We start from the raw sequence: 17,066 nt of genomic DNA, 5'->3' as shown, positions 1-17,066 counted from the left end.
GGCGGACATGCTCGTGGAACCCACCTTACGGAAAAGCGTCGCCTCACCCGCAGGTCGGTGGCTCTCCCCCGGAAACGGCCTCCTCCAGCGCCTCCAGCGCGCCCCGGAGGGTGTCCACCTCGATCAGGCGGATCCCACCCGGTGGGTCCTGCACGGCCTCCGCACAGTTTCCGGCGGGGACGAGGAACTCGGTCGCTCCCGCATCCCGGGCGGCCCGGATCTTGTGGGTGATCCCCCCGATCGGCCCGACGGTCCCGTCGACCCGGATGGTGCCCGATCCGGCGACCTCGGCCCCGCCGGTCAACTCGCCCGGGGACAACTTGTCCACGATCGCGACCGCCAGGACCAGCCCCGCCGAGGGGCCGCCCACGTTCGGGTCGATGTTGATCTCGACGTCCGTCCCGTCGGCCGGTGTGTCGCCGACGAGGATGCCCAGGCGGCCCTGGTCGGGATCGCCGTCCGGTCCCGCGGGCTGCAACGTCGTCGTCGTCGTCTCCTCGCGCCCGTCCCTCGTGAACCCGATCCGGACCTCGTCGCCCGGACGGTGGGCGCTGACCTGCTCGACCACCGCTGTCGAATCCGAGACCGGCTCCCCGTCGATCGAGGTCAACACGTCGCCCTCCCGGAGGCGGTCGGCTGCGGCGCCCTCCGGATCGACGGCCTCCACCCGGGGCTGCATCGGGATCCCGAGGTATCCGTAGGCGGCGGCCTCGGCCGAGTTCTCCGACCCCACCATCTCCGCGGCGTTGGACTCGCGGACCTCGTCCCTGGACCGTTCCGGGGGGAAGACCTGATCGCGGGGGACCACCATCTGTACCGGATCCAGCCAGAACCTCATGGCGTCGAGCAGGGTCAGGTTGTCGCGGACCGCGACCGTCGTCATCCGCAGTGTCCCGGAGGTCTCGTCCGCCTCCCGCCCGCTGACCTCGACGACGGGGACCGTCGCCACCCCGTCCCCACGCTCGACCTCGACCTCACCGAGGGTGTCGTAGGTGGGTCCGGGGCCCATGGCCACGAGCGGCACGGTCGCCGACGTGGCCAGGACGAGCAGCAGCACCGCCGGGACCAGAGCGGCGAGGAGGGTCAGCAGTCGGCGACTCACGGGGGCAAGGGTAGTCCGCGCGGGCGGAACCGTGACGTCGCGCCCGGACCTGCGCACCCGACGGGCTGTACCGTTGTGGCATGAACCAGCCCTTCGGTTTCTCCGCTTCCGATGACGACGGTCGCGACGACGACCGGGGCCGCGACCCGGGCGGCTCCGGCGGTTTCGACCCCTCCCAGTTCGGTCAGTTCGGTCAGATGCTCTCCCAGTTCGGGCAGATGCTCGGCTCCATGGGGTCGGCGATGAGTGGACCCGGCGCCTCCGGACCGGTGAATTACCAGCTCGCCCGGACCGTGGCGCTGCAGGCCCTCGGCCGCACCCCGGTCGTCAGCGATGCCTCCCGGACCGCAGCCGAGGAGTCCGTCCGGCTGGCCGAACTGTGGCTGGACGAGACCACGGTGTTCCCCTCCGGCGTGCACCGGACCGAGGTGTGGACCCCCCAGCAGTGGGTCGAGCAGTCCCTGCCCACGTGGGAGAAGATCTGCACCCCGGTCGCCGAGCAGATGAACTCGGCCACCAAGGGGGCGATGCCCGAGGAGGCGCGCCAGCTCGCCGGCCCGCTCCTGGGGATGCTCGACCAGATGGGCGGAATGGGCTTCGGCATGCAGCTCGGCCAGGGGCTGGGCAAGCTCGCCCCCGCCGTGCTGTTCTCCTCCGAGGTGGGGCTCCCGTTCGGGGACGACGGCGTGGCCGCCCTGTGCCCGACCGCGATCGATGCGTTCGCCGAGGAGCTCGAACTTCCCCGCCAGGAGGTCGTGGTGTTCCTGGCCGCGCGCGAGGCCGCGCACATCCGGTTGTTCGCCGGAGCGCCCTGGCTGCGGGCGCGGGTGCTGGCCACCGTCGAGGAGTACGCCCGCGGGATCCGGGTCGACACCTCGGGGCTGGACGACCTGGCCTCGGGACTCGACCCGTCCATCCTCCAGGACCCCACCAAACTCCAGGAACTGCTGTCCGGCGGCGCGGGCGCCATCGGCCCCAAGGTGACGAATGTCAACGAGGCCGCGCTGGGCCGCCTCGAGACGCTGCTCGCCCTGGTCGAGGGCTGGGTCGACGCGGTTGTCACCGCCGCGGTCGGTGACCGCCTGCCCAGCGCCGACAAGCTGCGCGAGATGTGGCTGCGACGCCGGGCCACCGGTGGAGCGGCCGAGCAGGCCTTCGCCGGTCTCGTCGGTCTCGAGCTGCGTCCGCGGAAGGCGCGCGAGGCCTCGGAGCTGTGGCGCCGCGTCGGAGAGGCGGTCGGCACGGATCGACGCGACGGCCTGTGGAGCCACCCGGACCTGCTCCCCGTGGGCGAGGACCTCGAGAACCCCGCCGCGGTGATCGACCGGCTCCTCGACGAGACCACCGGGGACCAGTCCGGGGTGGACGAGATCGAGAAGTTCCTGCGCGAGTCCGGGTCCGGGGACGGATCAGGCGACAGCGATACGGACGGTCCCGCACGGGACGCCTGACCACCTGCCCGGCGGACCGTCCGACGGCCTGACCGGCTGGTGTGAGGGTCGGCGGGTCGAAGGGTCGGGGGACCTATCGTCGATCGGCGGTTCCGTCGGGTCCGTGCGCGGACTCCGGGCCGTCGGCCCGCGAATCGTCGTCCTGCACCAGGTCCCCCACTCCCTCCCCGCCACCGGATGCTCCGTCGCCGGCCGGCCCGGGAGTCCTCGCGTACGCCTCCAGGAAACCCATGGCCCGCTCGGTGCGGGGATAGCGCCGCACCTCCTCCCAGAACTGCGGTGTGTGCCCGCCCGGTACCACGAGATGGGCGAGTTCGTGGACGACGACGTAGTCCAGCACGTACGAGGGGACCTCACGCAGCGCGTCGCTGACCCTGATCTCCCCCGACCCCGGTGAACACGAGGCCCAGCGGGTGGTCATGGCGGGCACCCACCGGATCGACGCCGGACGCGCGCGCCCGTCCATCCACCTGGCCGACAGGGTGGTCGCGCGTCGCATCAGATCCTCGTCGGACGCGCGGCTGCCCGACCGCCTTCCCGAACGACGCAGGCGCGCCAGCATGTCCACGACGAGTCGACGCTCCTCGGCCCGGGGCAGCCCCGCCGGCATGAGCACCACCACGGTGCGGCCCTCCACGCGCGCCGAGACCGTCCGCTTCCGTCGGCGCGACCGCCGCACCTCGATCCGGGGGTCATCAGGGCTGGTGGGCAGCCCGTCGTCAGGTCGGAGGTCCGGGTCGACATCGGGTTCCGGGCGGGGCGGGGGCGACACGCCGACCACGGTAGACGACGTCGGATCACGCCGTTCTCCACAGGCGGCACCTGGCGCGCCGGGCCTGTGGACAACCCCGGACGAGCTCCCCCACGGCGACCGTGCGCGTGCCACGATGTGCCCGTGTCACCAGCGACCGACTCCGTCGTCCTCCCGCCCCACGCTCCCCCGGACAGTGCCCCCGCCCCCGGGAACCCCGTCCGCGCCGTCCTGCGGGCCGGGACCGTCGTGGTGGTGCGAGACCACGAGTCGGTACAGGTGGGCCTGGCTCCGGACCGCGCGGTCGTGGTGGTCGCCCCCACCTCGTGCGGGCCCAGGGGACTGGCCTCGCTGCTCCTCGACCTCGAGGCAGGCGCGGACCTGGACGACGTCGCCACCCGGGCAGGGGTCGACGCCGCCGACCTGCCCGCTGTCGCCAGGATCCTGGCCCGCCTGGCCGAGCTCGGCCACGTCCGGCTCACCGGCCCGGACGCCGCAACGCCGGAGCCGGAGCCGGCGCCGAACCCGCGGCCCACCACCGTCCGGCAGGTCCACATCCTCGGGAGGGGCCAGCTGTCAGAGGTACTGCGCGGGCCACTGTCGGTCAACGGCTGCCGGGTGACGACCGGTCCTGACCCGGGCCTGGCCTTCGACCGCGATCGGCCACCCTGGAACCGGCGCGGACCGACACCGGACCTGGTGATCCTGACCGGTTCGATCGCGGTGGATCCCGTGGTGGCCTCCGCCCTCACCCGCGCCGGCCAGGTGCATCTGCACGTGTACGCACGGGACGGCCGGGTGGTGGTGGGACCCACCGTGATCCCCGGGGCGAGTCCGTGTCTACGGTGCGTGGACCTGTTCCGCGCCGGGCGTGACCCGCGGTGGCCGTTCGTCGCCGCCCAGCTCGTCGGTCGATCCCCCTCCGCCGGTGTGCCCGCGCTCACGGCGGCGGCGGCCCTGGTCCTCGCCGAGGTCTCCGCCAGCCGTGAGGCCGACCGCCCCCTCCAGACCATCGGGGCGTCCGTCGAGATCAACCCCGCCGAAGGGCTGTGGAAGAGGCTCGAGTGGCCGGCCTCCGATCGCTGTACCTGCGGCGCGGCGACATATCGGCATCCTCTGTCATGATTGGAGGCGTGGCCGATCTCCCCCGCACCTCATCCCGCCGAGCAGCGCGCCTCGCAGGCCTGCCCCTGGGAATCGCCGGACGAGCCGCCGGATCGCTGGGCCGTCGAGCTCTGGGCAGGGGCGAGGGCGTACTGACCGAGGAGCTCGCCGACCAGGCGGCCGAACAGGTCTTCGCCGTGCTCGGAGAGCTCAAGGGCGGGGCGATGAAGGTGGGCCAGGCTCTCAGCGTGTTCGAGGCCGGGATGCCCGACAAGTACGCGGGCCCGTTCCGCGAGGCGCTCACCAAGCTCCAGGCCGAGGCGCCACCCCTGCCCCCCGCCGAGGTCGAGCAGGTCCTCGACACCCAGCTCGGCCTGCGGTGGCGGGAGCGGTTCGCCGAGTTCAACACCTCCGCGGCCGCCGCCGCCTCGATCGGCCAGGTGCATCGCGCGGTCTGGTCGGACGGTCGGGAGGTGGCCGTGAAGATCCAGTACCCCGGGGCCGACGAGGCGTTGCGCTCGGACCTCCGTCAGCTCCGACGTCTCTCACCCCTCCTGCGGCCCCTCAACCCCGGAACCGACGTCAAAGGGGTCATCGACGAGTTGTACGACAGCGCCGTGGCCGAACTCGACTACCGGGGGGAGGCCGACACGCAGCGGGTGTTCGCCGCCGCGTTCCGCGACGATCCGCTGATCCGCGTCCCCGCCGTGCTCGCCTCCGCCCCGAAGGTCCTGGTCACCGAGTGGGCCGAGGGTCGCACGCTCGGCCGGATCGCGGCGAGCGGGACGCAGGAGGAACGCGACCGGGCCGGTGGACTGCTGGCGGAGTTCCAGTTCTGTTCCCCCACCCGTGCCCGGATGATGCACGGCGACCCGCACCCCGGCAACTTCCTCCTCGCGGACGACGGTCGGATGGTGGTGCTGGACTTCGGCGCATCACTCCCGCTGCCGGACGGCATGCCCTCGGTCCTCACCTCGATGATGCGGCTCGCGCTGGCCGGGGAGTCCGAGGAACTGCTCGCACTCATGACGCGCTCGGGGTACGTGGGCCGGGGCGGGTTGGACCCCGCGGACGCGATGGCCTTCCTCGGGCCCTTCATCGAGCCGATGCGCAAGCCCGAGTTCCACTTCGACCGCAAGTGGATGCAGGGGATCATGGCGGTGTACGGAGACGTCTCCGGCCGTGAGTTCCGGACCTCGCGGTCCTTCACTCTCCCCCGCGAGTACGTCCTCATCCACCGGGTGCTCTCGGCCTCCGTGGGCATGCTGTGCCAACTCGAGGCGACCGCCCCGTACCGGCAGATCGTCCACCGCTGGATGCCGGAGATCTTCCCCGACGAGGAGTGACCCACTCCGGACCGGCCGGGGTCAGCCCTCCCTGACCAGGCGGAGGACTTCGTCCCCGTACTCGCCGAGCTTGTGCGCCCCTATCCCGCCGATGCGCCCGAGCGATCGGGTGTCCGCGGGACGCTCGCGGGCGATCTGCACGAGTGTGTCGTTGGTGAACACCGTGTAGGCGGGCTTGCCGATGCGTTCCGACGTCTCCCTGCGCCAGTCGCGCAGCCGCTCGAACAACCCGGTGTCGACCTCCACCGAGCAGTCGGGGCACGATCCCAACGCCCGGTGCATCGGCCCGGTCAGCCGCTCCCCGCATCCGCGACAACGCCCCTTGTCCGGGGAGTCGGTCGTCTGGCGGCTTCCCACGGGAGTCGGTGCCGGGCGGACCGGGTCGAGGAAGCGGCTGGGACGGCGTGTGGCGCGCCCCCCGGCCCGGCGGCTGCGACTCCACGAGACGGACAGGTGCTCCCGTGCGCGGGTGACCCCCACGTACAGCAGTCGCCGCTCCTCCTCGATGGCGTCCGGACCGGCCTTGATCGCGTGGCTGATGGGCAGACTGCCCTCGTGCACCCCGAGGAGGAACACCGCATCCCATTCGAGCCCCTTGGCGGCGTGGAACGACGCCAGGGTGACCCCGCGCTGGTCAGGGGCGTGCCTCGCGGCGGCGCGGGCTCTCAGACCGGCGACCACCGGGAGTAGTCCGGGGCGATCCTCGGTGGTGGCGATCTCCTCCACCAGGCCCATCAGCGCGGTCAGCGACTCCCACTTCTCCCTGGCCTGGGCGCCCGACGGCTCGGCGGTCGTGAGACCCAACGGTTCCAGAGACGCCCGGATCACCCGTGCGACGTCGGTGGGGTCGGTGAGCGCGGAGTGTTCCTCCGTGACCGCCTCGTCGGTGCCGTCGACCAGCCTGTCGATCGCCGACATCGCGCGCCTGATCACCGTCCGTTCGAAGAAGCCCTCCCCACCCTTGAGCCGATAGCCGATCCCCACCTCGTCGAGCGCGGCCTCGATGCGTTCCGACTGCGCGTTGACGCGGTAGAGGACCGCGACCTCCGAGGGGTCGAGCCCACCGTGGACCAGATCGGCGATCGCCCCCGCGACCGCCTCCGCCTCCGCATCCTCGTCCGGATACTCGGTGAGGACGGGGTCGGGCCCTGCCGGACGCATTCCGCGGAGGGTGAGACCGGCTGATCGGAACCGCCCAGCGCCGGCCCCGATCACCGCATTGGCCAGGTCGACAACCTGCGGGGTGGACCGGTAGTCCGACTCCAGGCGGACGACGGTCGCCTCCGGGTAGCGCTCGGAGAATCCGAGCAGATAATTCGGGTCGGCCCCGGCGAAGGAGTAGATGGTCTGGTTGACGTCGCCCACCACGGTGAGGTCGTCGCGCCGACCGAGCCAGGCCGACAGCAGACGCTGCTGGGCGGGGGTGACGTCCTGGAACTCGTCCACCACGAAACACCGGTAGCGGTCCCGGAACTCCTCCGCGATCGCCGGGACCTCCTCGACCAGCTCCGCCATGTGCCCCAGCAGATCGTCGAAGTCGAGCATGCGGACCGGACCCGACACCTTGAGGTCCTCGTACGCCCGGAACGCCCGCGCCACCTCCGGGGCGGGGGCCGGGAGGTCACGACTGAGCGCGACCGCCCGCTCGGCGTACGTGTCGGGCGTGAGCAGACTGGACTTGGCCCAGCCGATCTCGGTGAGGACGTCCCGGATCGTCTCCGTCGAGGGATCCAGCCCCACCCGGCGGACCGCCTGCGCCACCGCCCGGAACTGTCCGTCGAGCAGCTGCCAGGGTTCCTCGCCGTAGACCCGCGGCCAGAAGTAGGAGAGGTTGCGCAGGGCCGCCGAGTGGAAGGTCCGCGCCTGGACCGGTCCCGTCCCCGCGTCCGCCACGCCCAGTCCGGCGAGCCGCATGCGCAGTTCCCCTGCCGCGCGGGCGGTGAACGTGACGGCCAGGACCTGGTCCCCCCGGACGTGTCCGGTGGTCACCAGGTGGGCGATGCGCCGGGTGATGGTGCGCGTCTTGCCCGTCCCCGCGCCTGCGAGGATGCAGACGGGGCCGCGGGGCGCCAGGACGGCCCGCCGCTGCTGGGGGTCCAGTCCGTCGAGGGCCGAGTCCCGGTCACGCCGCACGTCATCCACGCCACCATGGTGGCATCCGGCCCCGACACATCGCCGTGGGCCTCCCCCGGGATGATTCCTGCGTCTCCGCGCGTTGGACCCCGTCATGAGCGAACTCACGAACGACGCCGAGGCCCTGACCCTCTACACCACCACGTGGTGCCCCTTCTGTACCCGGCTCAAGAAGTTGCTGGACGAGAAGGAGATCGGTTACACGGAGATCGACGTGGATGCGGACGCCGAGGCCGCGGCGTTCGTCGAGAGCGTCAACGGCGGTAACCGTGTCGTCCCGACCGCGCTGTACTCGGACGGCACCACCGCCACCAACCCCCCGGCCTCCCAGGTGCGGGCCAAGCTCGCGGAGCTCGCGGACGCCTAGCCGTCTACCGCGGTCACCCATGACCGGAGCATGACGTGCGCGATCGATACCGGTGGGGCCACCATGAGTTCGCCCCGGCCGTCGAGCGCGGCGCGGACCTCGTCGACGTCGAACCAGGCGGCCTCACTGATCTCCTCGTCCTCGAGGACGATCGGCGCGTCCGGGTCGCCGACCGCGTGGAATCCCACCATCAGCGAGCGGGGGAACGGCCAGGGCTGGCTGCCGAGGTAGCGGACCCGGTCGACCTCCACGCCGACCTCCTCCTTCACCTCGCGCCGGACGCAGCCCTCCAGGGACTCCCCCGCCTCCACGAACCCGGCGACGTGGGAGTACATCCCGGCCGGCCAGACCGGTTGACGGGCCAGGAGTACCCGGCGCCCACCGTCGTGGACCAGGCAGATCACAGCCGGGTCCGTGCGGGGGTATTCGGGTCCTCCGTGGAACGGGTCCTCGATGGCCCAGCCCGCGTCCACGCGGCGCGGATGGTGCTGCGGTTCCCGGCCCCGCACGGTGTCCCGGTGCCAGCCGAGCAGCGCGAGGGCCTGCGAGGCCAGTGAACCGTCGCCCTCGACCAGGTCCGCTCCGCTCGCCCGCAGTGACGCCACCGCCGGGTCATCGGGCAGTTCCTCCACGGGCACGGCCCAGATGTGGCGTCCCTCGTCCGTCCGCCCGAGGAAGACCGCGGTCTCCGGCAACTCCTCGGCGTGATCCGACGCGGGTTCCAACCGGATGCGTCGACGGCCCCCGGCCGCGGGGTCCGTGGCGAACCGGTTGCGGCGGTCGACCCGCAGCACCCGCGCGGTGGCCCATCCCCGCGACAGACCATCGGCGTCCTGCCTGAGCGGCGCGGCCCGGTCGGGCGCGGCGACGGACAGCACGGGGTCGGAGTCGAGGCTGAAGTCCAGCGGCATGGTCGGGGTTCCTTCTCGCAGATCGTGAGGGGCGGTCAGCGTGCCTGCCCGGTGGACGCCGTGGCCACCCGGACCGCCCGCGTCGCCGGCCCCGGTCTCAGCCGGAGACCATCCTGATGTAGAGCAGGCGGTCGCCGGTCTCCAGCGCGTCGGCCTCGGGTTCGTTGACCTTGATCAACTGACCCTTGCGGACCACCCCTAGGACGAGTTCGGCCAGATGGCGCGGCGAGCCGCCGACCTCGGTCTCCTCCACGCGCCGTTCGGCGATGGAGAACCCCTCGTCGGGGGTCAGCAGGTCCTCCATCATCCCCACGACGGTCGGGGTGATGGTCGCCAGGCCGAGCAGGCGCCCCGCCGTCTCGGCGGAGACCACCACGGAGTCCGCGCCCGACTGCTTCAGCAGATGCTTGTTGTCCGACTCTCGAACCGTGGCGACGATCTTGGCGTTCGGCGCCAGCTCCCGCGCGGTCAGCGTGACCAGCACCGCGGTGTCGTCGGAGTTGGTCGCCACCACCACGGCCGCGGCCCGGGTGACACCCGCGAGCTTGAGGACGTCCGAGCGGGTGGCCGACCCCTGGACGGTGACCAGACCGCGGGCGGCCGCGGACCTCAGCGCCTGGGGGTCGGTGTCGACCACGACGATGTCGTCGGGCGCGATCTCGTCGGCGAGCATCGCCGCAACGGCCGACCTGCCCTTGGTGCCGTAGCCGACGACGACGGTGTGGTTACGCACGAGGTTCCTCCAGCGCTGGATCCTGAGGGCCTGACGGGACTGCTCGGTGAGCACCGACAGGGTGGTACCGACGAGCAGGATCAGGAAGAGCACGCGCAGCGGCGTGATCAGAATGGCGTTCAGCAGGCGCGCCTGCTGGGTGATCGGTGAGATGTCTCCGTAACCCGTGGTCGAGAGGGAGACAGTGGCGTAGTAGAAGGCGTCGACGACCGTGATCCTGCCGTCGACACCACCGCCGCCTTCATACCCTTCCTGATCGAGGTACACCACGAGGGCCGCCAGAGCCAGCGTGAGCACGGCCATCAGCACGCGCTTGCCGATCAGCCGCCACGGGCTCTCGGCGTTCGCCGGGATGCTCACCACGCCCACGAGGATGTGGTCGGGGCTCTCGTCCAGGGGGTCGCTACCACGGGTACGGGACGTGAGTGCGCGCTTCCTCACCATCGGCAGCTCCGTTCCGGGACGGGACCGCCGTCGATCATCGGGGTCACCGGGACCATCGTGGCCTATCGGTCACCGTCGGACAACAACCGGCCTCTCCCGGGACCGGTGGAGAGGAGCCGGAGCAGCTCCTCCGCGTCGGGGAGATCGGCCGGTTCGACGGTCCTCCCGGCGCGGACGTAGTGGAAGGCGGCCCGGACCCTGTCGAGCTCGACCGGTCGTCCGAGCCTGGCGGAGGCGACTCTGGCCCACGCGTAGCGGTAGACCGCCAACTGGAGCGAGACCGCGGGCATCTCCCCGGGACCCGGGACCCGCCCGGTCTTCCAGTCGACGACGATCCAGTCGTCCCCGTCCGCGAAGACCGCGTCCATGCGGCCACGCAGCAGATGCTCCCCGAGTCCGACCTCGAACGGCACCTCCACCGCCTCGGGCGTCCGTCGAGCCCATCGCGACGACTCGAAGGCCTCCTGCAACGCCGCGAGGTCCGACTCCGACACACCGTCGACCGCGCCCCGGTCCCCGGCACCGGGGAGATCGTCGATGTCAAGCAGGTGGGTGGCCCCGAAGCGGTGTTCCAGCCACAGGTGGAACCGCGTTCCGCGACGGGCGAAGCGGTCGGGCCGGAACGGCACCGGTCGGCGGAGGCGATCGGTGAACGCGTCAGGATCGGTCGCCATGGCCACCACCTCACCCGCGGTCAGCCGCCGCGGCAGGACCACGGCGTCGCGCTGCCGGGCAGCCCTGCGCGCATCCGCGAGGAGCGGCGCCGCCATGAGGTGCCAACCCCGGGCGGGCCCGTGATCGGGCACCGGGTCGGTCTCGGGGTCCACGGGCGCGGCCAGCGCCACCGCGCGGGCCGCGGACGTGCGGTCGGCCTGCGCCGCACGAGGCCAGGTGGCCTCCACCACCGCCTCGGTGGCCGGATTGGTGGCCGACGGAGTGACGACGAGGTGGTCTGTCTCCCCCAGCGGCTCGGGTCCCCGGCACGAGTCGAGTACCTCGTCGAGGAACTCCGACGGGCCCCGGGGCGTGGAACCGCTCCCGTGCCAGTGCGAGGCCGAGAGCAGCAGAGAGCGTTCCGCTCGGGTGACGGCCACGTAGAACAGGCGTCGGTCCTCGTCGAGCGAACGCTTCCTGACGCGGTCGATGTGTGCCCTGAGCGCGGCCTCCAGGAGTTTGCGGTCCGCGACCCCGTCGAGCCGGGGCACCGGCACCCCGCCGGGGTTGTCCCCGTCCTCCCGGTCACCGCGCAGTTCCTCGGGCAGGTGGGTGGCCGCCCGGATCGAGGTCTGGGGCGCCCGGTCGGACGGGAAGATCCCGACCGACAGGTGGGGCACGGCGACGATCTCCCACTCCAATCCTTTGGCCGAGTGCACGGTGAGGATCTGCACCCGACCCGGGGTGGCCGCGACCTCACCCCGGGCGAGCCCGCCGTCCACGGTGCGCGCCAGGTCGAGATGTGCCAGGAAAGCGTCCAGCCCCGGACCCCGGTCGGCCCGGAACCCCGCGGCCACCTCCTGCAGTTCGTCGAGTTGCTCGCGGGCCTCTCCTCCACCTGCCCGCTCCCGCAGGCGTACCTCGGCATCCAGACCCAACGCCTGCTCCGCGGCGGCCACGAGCCTGGCCGGGGGCGCGGACGACCGGGCCCTGAGCCCGGTGATGATGCGGGAGAGCTCGGTGATCCGGGCGAGGCCGGCCGGGCTGTAGTCGCCCTCGTGGCCCGGATCGGCGAGCGCGTCCGCGAGTCCCGCCGCGTCGGTCTCCTCCCCCCGGGCGATGGCGTCCAGGACGTCCTCGAGCTCCCCGAGGGCGGACAGCGCTCCCCCGGCCCCGCCCGGACGCCGGAGCGAGAGCACGGATGCCCGTCTGGCCAACGCGGCCAGGTCGGCGGCCCCGAGGGCGAACCGGGGGCCGCTGAGCAGACGCACCAGTGGTGCACCGGCACCGGGACGGGCGACCACCGTGAGCAGGGAGACCACGTCCGCCACCTCGGGGACGTCCAGGAGCCCGCCCACCCCGACGATCTCCACCGGCAACCCGCGGGCCGCCAGCGCCTCGGCGATGAGCCCGGAGTCGCCGTTGCGGCGCACCAACACGGCGGCGGTGGGGACACGGCCGGCCGCCACCGCCGAGCGGTACCGGGACGCCAGCGAATCGGCCAGCCACTCCCGCTCGGCTTCCGCCGTGTCCAACACCGCCACCCTCAGATCCGCGGGCTGGGCCCCGGGGCGCGCGCGCAGCTGTGGGACCGGCACGGAGCCCGGCCGGTCCCGCAGCGGCAGGGTGATCCGGTTGGCCAGGGAGAGCACCTCGGGGGGGTTGCGCCACGAGGTGGTGAGCTCGCGGAGGTGGGACTGCTGCCCTCCGGGTCGGGGGAAGTCGTCGCGGAAGCGGTCGAGGTTGGAGGCCGAGGCCCCGCGCCACCCGTAGATGGACTGCATCGGGTCCCCCACGGCCGTGACCGCGGGGACCGGGCCCGCGCCGCCGCCGAACAACGAGGTCAGCAGGACCCGCTGGGAGTGTCCCGTGTCCTGGTACTCGTCCAACAGCACGACCCGGAACGCCCGACGTTCGGCCTCACCGACCTGGGGATGGTCGCGGGCCACCGTCGCGGCGAGCGCCATCTGTGAGGCGTGGTCCAGCGCGGACTCCTCGCGCATCCGCGCGGAGACCGCGTCGACCAGGTCGGCCAGCTCGTCGCGGTGGCCCTGGACGGTGGCGACCTCGTCGAGCCACCTGGTCGGGGCCGCGCGCTGGCCGGGCCCGCCGGGCAGGGTGGCGACGAGGGTGGTGAGGAGGTCCGGGTGGGACCGCAGGTCGTCGGTGCTCACGAGGTGCTCGGACAGTTGCCCTGCCAGTGTCAGGACGTCGCGGGTCACCTGCGCGGCGGACGACCCCGTGGCGAGCGGGGACTCCCACCGCGAGACGACGTCGTACGCGAGCTGGAACGCCGCCGTCGGCGTGAGCAGGCGGGAGTCCGGTTCGACCGGGACGAGCAGGCCGTAGGACCCGAGGAGGGTGCCCGCGAACGCGTGATAGGTCGAGATCTGCGGGTCCTCCGTGCGTATCGACTCCGCGATCCGGGGATCCGCCCCGGGGCCGGTGCACAGCGGGCTCGCGGCCAGCGCCTCGAGCCGTCGCCGGATCCTCCTGGACAGCTGCTGGGCTGCCTTGCGCGTGAAGGTGAGCCCCAGGATCTCCGACGGCCGCGCATGACCGTTGGCCACCAGCCACACCACGCGGGCGGCCATGGTCTCGGTCTTGCCCGCGCCGGCGCCGGCCAGGACGAGTGTCGGCTCGGTGGGACCGGCGATGACCGCGGCCTGCTCCGGGGTCGGACGGTGGACGCCGAGGGCGTCAGCGATGTCGTGGGATCCTGTCGACGAGGTCACCCGCTCACCTGCCGACCCTCGGGTTGGGCGGGGCAGCTGGAACGGACGCCGCAGTGGTCGCACCACCGTCCCACGCGGGCCGTGTAGTCCGGCCCCACCGTCGCTCGACCGGCCGCGACCACGCGCTCGGTCAGGGCCTCCGCACCCTCGCTGCCGAGTGGATCCTGGACCCGCTCCGTGGGCATGCGGCCCTCCCGGCCCCCGAGGTACACCAGGAGCCCTCCCCCCGACGCACGACCCGCGGCGGACTCGACAGCGCCCTCCGACACCGCCAGCTGGTACAGGGCGAGCTGGGGATGCGTCGCGGCCACAGCCTTGGACACGGCGCCGGGTGAGGTCTTGATGTCCACGGGGACCACCTCGCCGGCGCGGGTGGCCTCGAGCCGGTCGATCCGCCCCCGGATCCGCACCCCACCCCTGACATCGAAGGCGAACGCCTCCTCCACCCCCGCGGTCGTGTACTCGTCCCGGGTCTCGGTTCGCCACCGCCGGAACGTCTCGGCCATACCCACCATCGATTCCGCACCCCGCTCGGCGAACCAGCCGCGGGCACGCGTGAGCGCCTCGGCCCGGCGGTGTACCGCCGCCCGGAGGGCGTCCTCGCCGATCCCCCCCTCCACCGCCTGGGTGAGCGCGTGGACCGCCGAACCACGGATGAGGGCCGCCTCCGACCCCGGATCGGCGGAGTCTCCACGGACACTCTGCAGGAACCACCGGAGCGGACACTCCTCGAGCGCACCGAACCCCGACGGAGACAGCACGACCACCGGCTCCCCCGGCTCCACGGGGAATGGCGGCGCGGCGGTGGACGGCCCGCCCGAGCCGTACCAGGTCCCGGGGTCCGCCTCGGCGACCCCCGCGTCGCGGAGCCCTGCCAGGAGACCCGCGGCATGGGTGGCGTCCGCCGGGGCCGTGGACGGATCGAGCAGTGCGGCCCGGAGATCGACGGCCAGGTGCTGCAGGGTGAACACCGTCGGGGTGTGGCGGGTGGCGGCCACCGCTTCGGCGCCGGGACGCAGCCCGTCCGCACCGCTCGCGTCGCCGCTCGTCGTGGCGAGGTCCGAGATCTCGTCGACGAACCGCGACGCGGCGACGTCACCCTCCTCCGGGGATTCGACGGCGGTCACGAGCAGGTGGCTCCGCGCCCGGGAGCAGGCCACGTAGAACAACCGCCGTTCCTCGGCCGCGCGGGCCGCGGCGGAGGACACGGTCCGCTCGGACTCCGACGGCAGTGGACCGTCGCCGGCCACCTCCGTCAGGTCCACGAGCTCGTCGACCCCGAGCAGACCCGACCGACGGCGGAGGGCCGGCCAGCGTCCGTCCTGGACCCCGCACACGACCACCGAGCGCCACTGCCGACCCACCGCGGCGTGGGCGGACAGTACGCTCACGGCCCCGCCCCGGGCGCGGGTGTCCGTGCGTCGGGGGGCGGGGAGGTCCTCCCTCGACACCACCTCGCAGAAGAGGGCGACGGACCCCCCGGGGACGCGGTCCACGTAGTCCGCCGCGTGATCGAACAGGGACACCACCGCGTCCAGGGACCGGTCCGCCGAGCGGGACCACGGGTCCGCGGCCACGGCCTGCCGGACGAGCCGTCGCTCCATCCTCGAGGCCGACCACGCCGCCCAGAGCACCTCCTCGACCGCCGCTCCTTCTCGTAGCGACTCGACCACCGCGGTCCGGGCGTACCGGATCCGGGTGACGGGCGCGAGCTCGACCGCCGTGAGACCGGACGGCGCCGGGTCCACCTCCGCCAGCACGAGGGAGCGGAGCGTCTCGGCGCTCGGCTCGGATCCGCCGATCCCGGAGCGGCGGATCCCCCGCCGCAGCCGGCGCATCGCGACGGCGTCGGCCCGTCCGATCGGTCCGGACAGCAGGGCGAGGATGCGCTCGGCATCCGTCCCGTCCGCCCCCTGCAGCGCCGACCTCACCAGCAGGAGGAGCGCCGCCACCACGGGGTCGTGTGCCGGGGGCAGCTCGGCGCCCGCGTCGACCACCGGGACCCCGGCCGCGTCGAGGGCGGGCAGCAGGGTGTCCACCACCGCGGGCAGTGATCTGCTGACGACCGCCATCTCCCCGTAGTCGACACCATCCAGCACGTGGCGTCTGCGCAGGAAATCCGCGACCACGGCGGCCTCCGCGGCGGCCGAGCGGGCGACGGTGACCGTCACCGAGCCCTCCCCGCCGGGCCCGTCGGCCCCCGGGCCGCCCGCGACCTCACGTGGCCGGTGACGGGCCGCCCCGGGCAGGCGGGAGCCGATCCGTGCCGCCACCGCCGCGACCGCGGGGTCCATCCGGTGCCCCACCCGCAGGTCCACCGCCCGGCCGCCCTGGTCCACGACCGCGCGGGCGAGACCACCGTCCGCGCCGCGGAAACGGAACACGGACTGGTCCCCGTCCTCGACGACCAGCAGGACCTCCGCCCCTCCACCGACCGCGGCCACGAATTCGGCCGCGAGCGGGTCGAGGTGGTGCGCGTCGTCGACCACCACCAGTCGGCGGGAGCGGAACAACTCCCTGAGCCGTGGATCCGCGGTCAACGCGTCCAGCGCCGCACCCACGAGCTCAGCGGCGTTGAGAGCCTCGGGGACGTCCGACTCCCCACCCCGCAGTCCCGAGCGCAGGGCCATCTGCTCCTCGTGGCGGCGGAAGAACCCGGCCGCGGCGACCCACGCGGGCCTGCCCGCCGACCGGCCCAGCCGCGCGAGCTCACGGGGGCCGATCCCCCGCTCCAGTGATCGCAGCAGGAGGTCCCGGAGCTCGCGGGCGAAACCGACGGCGGCCAGCGCGGGCCGGAGCTGCTCGGGCCAGTGCGGCGCGCCGTCGGCGACCTCGCCCAGCAGGGTCTCCCGTATCAGGGCGTCGTGCTCCGCTCCCGTCCGGAGCCGCGGAGGCGGGGCGTCGACACGGGCGGCCGCCAGCCGGACCACGGCGTGGGCCAGGGAATGGACGGTGCGGACCGGTGAATCCGTGCTGACGACGGACTCCGGTGGGAGCCCACGGGTGACCTCCCCGAGTAGTGCGGACCCGGCGGTCGCGGATCCGGCGAGGACCAGGACGCCGTCCATCCCCACCCCGCCCGTCACCGCGGCGCGGACCACGTCCACGACGAGCGAGGTCTTCCCACTCCCGGGCCCGCCACGCACGACCCAGCGGTCCTGACGACCGGCCGGGCGGGGACCCCAGTCCCGTCCGATCAGGTCACCGAGCTCGGGCGGCCATCGCCGGAGCGGCGCGGCCTCCACGGTGTGGGAGGAGTGCGGCGCTCCGGCGGTCGGTGCTGCGGACTCTGTCACGGCTAGATGAGACCACACCACTACGACAGTGCCGCGGCC

The 17,066-nt window shown here is 73.2% G+C and carries 11 protein-coding genes; 4 read left to right on the top strand and 7 right to left on the bottom strand.

Annotated elements, in window-relative coordinates:
• Positions 1 to 43 precede the first annotated feature (43 nt).
• A complete protein-coding gene (locus ABIE38_RS00995) occupies positions 44 to 1,102 on the bottom strand; it encodes a YlbL family protein (RefSeq protein ID WP_354053596.1) in 1,059 nt (352 codons plus the stop codon).
• Between the two features lie 80 nt (positions 1,103 to 1,182).
• Between ABIE38_RS00995 and ABIE38_RS00990 the strand changes: the two genes are divergently transcribed.
• On the top strand, positions 1,183 to 2,553 hold the full coding sequence (locus ABIE38_RS00990; RefSeq protein WP_354053595.1) for a zinc-dependent metalloprotease: 1,371 nt from the start codon (positions 1,183 to 1,185) through the stop codon (positions 2,551 to 2,553).
• A gap of 73 nt (positions 2,554 to 2,626) precedes the next feature.
• On the opposite strand, the gene ABIE38_RS00985 is transcribed toward ABIE38_RS00990, so the two are convergent.
• On the bottom strand, positions 2,627 to 3,325 hold the full coding sequence (locus ABIE38_RS00985) for a M48 metallopeptidase family protein (RefSeq protein WP_354053594.1): 699 nt from the start codon (positions 3,323 to 3,325) through the stop codon (positions 2,627 to 2,629).
• Positions 3,326 to 3,448: 123 nt separating this feature from the next.
• On the opposite strand from ABIE38_RS00985, the gene ABIE38_RS00980 reads away from it, so the two are divergent.
• Together ABIE38_RS00980 and ABIE38_RS00975 are read left to right on the top strand one after the other, a co-directional pair.
• A complete protein-coding gene (locus ABIE38_RS00980; protein WP_354053593.1) occupies positions 3,449 to 4,429 on the top strand; it encodes a hypothetical protein in 981 nt (326 codons plus the stop codon).
• Positions 4,430 to 4,437: 8 nt separating this feature from the next.
• A complete protein-coding gene (locus tag ABIE38_RS00975) occupies positions 4,438 to 5,754 on the top strand; it encodes an ABC1 kinase family protein (RefSeq protein ID WP_354053592.1) in 1,317 nt (438 codons plus the stop codon).
• Between the two features lie 21 nt (positions 5,755 to 5,775).
• Here ABIE38_RS00975 and ABIE38_RS00970 read toward each other — a convergent pair whose 3' ends face one another.
• Entirely contained in the window at positions 5,776 to 7,896 is a 2,121-nt protein-coding gene (locus tag ABIE38_RS00970; RefSeq protein WP_354053591.1) for an ATP-dependent DNA helicase UvrD2, read from the bottom strand.
• A gap of 85 nt (positions 7,897 to 7,981) precedes the next feature.
• Between ABIE38_RS00970 and ABIE38_RS00965 the strand changes: the two genes are divergently transcribed.
• Positions 7,982 to 8,254, top strand: a complete 273-nt coding sequence (locus ABIE38_RS00965) for a mycoredoxin (protein WP_354053590.1) — start codon at positions 7,982 to 7,984, stop codon at positions 8,252 to 8,254.
• On the opposite strand, the gene nudC is transcribed toward ABIE38_RS00965, so the two are convergent.
• The 4 genes from nudC to ABIE38_RS00945 all read right to left on the bottom strand — a co-directional run bounded on the left by nudC (position 8,251) and on the right by ABIE38_RS00945 (position 17,027).
• Positions 8,251 to 9,165, bottom strand: a complete 915-nt coding sequence (gene nudC, locus ABIE38_RS00960; protein WP_354053589.1) for an NAD(+) diphosphatase — start codon at positions 9,163 to 9,165, stop codon at positions 8,251 to 8,253. The genes ABIE38_RS00965 and nudC overlap by 4 nt on opposite strands.
• A gap of 97 nt (positions 9,166 to 9,262) precedes the next feature.
• Positions 9,263 to 10,342 carry a potassium channel family protein gene (locus tag ABIE38_RS00955; RefSeq protein ID WP_354053588.1) on the bottom strand — a complete coding sequence of 360 codons (1,080 nt, stop codon included), beginning with the start codon at positions 10,340 to 10,342 and terminating at the stop codon, positions 9,263 to 9,265.
• A gap of 62 nt (positions 10,343 to 10,404) precedes the next feature.
• On the bottom strand, positions 10,405 to 13,731 hold the full coding sequence (locus ABIE38_RS00950) for an ATP-dependent DNA helicase (RefSeq protein WP_354053587.1): 3,327 nt from the start codon (positions 13,729 to 13,731) through the stop codon (positions 10,405 to 10,407).
• The gene (locus ABIE38_RS00945) at positions 13,728 to 17,027 is read right to left on the bottom strand and encodes a PD-(D/E)XK nuclease family protein (RefSeq protein ID WP_354053586.1); all 3,300 of its coding nucleotides are present in this window, start codon (positions 17,025 to 17,027) and stop codon (positions 13,728 to 13,730) included. Before ABIE38_RS00945 ends, ABIE38_RS00950 begins: the two co-directional genes overlap by 4 nt.
• Positions 17,028 to 17,066: the final 39 nt, after the last annotated feature.

This window comes from Dietzia sp. 2505 (assembly GCF_040546785.1).
In the GTDB taxonomy this organism is placed as follows: domain Bacteria; phylum Actinomycetota; class Actinomycetes; order Mycobacteriales; family Mycobacteriaceae; genus Dietzia.
This window is presented reverse-complemented; position numbering and strand designations above follow the sequence as displayed.

What these genes read in the sequence shown, in the direction of transcription:
- ABIE38_RS00990 (WP_354053595.1), top strand. Translation starts at nt 1,183, where the DNA reads ATGAACCAGCCCTTCGGTTTCTCCGCTTCCGATGACGACGGTCGCGAC.
- ABIE38_RS00965 (WP_354053590.1), top strand. Translation starts at nt 7,982, where the DNA reads ATGAGCGAACTCACGAACGACGCCGAGGCCCTGACCCTCTACACCACC.
- nudC (WP_354053589.1), bottom strand. Translation starts at nt 9,165, where the DNA reads ATGCCGCTGGACTTCAGCCTCGACTCCGACCCCGTGCTGTCCGTCGCC.
- ABIE38_RS00955 (WP_354053588.1), bottom strand. Translation starts at nt 10,342, where the DNA reads ATGGTGAGGAAGCGCGCACTCACGTCCCGTACCCGTGGTAGCGACCCC.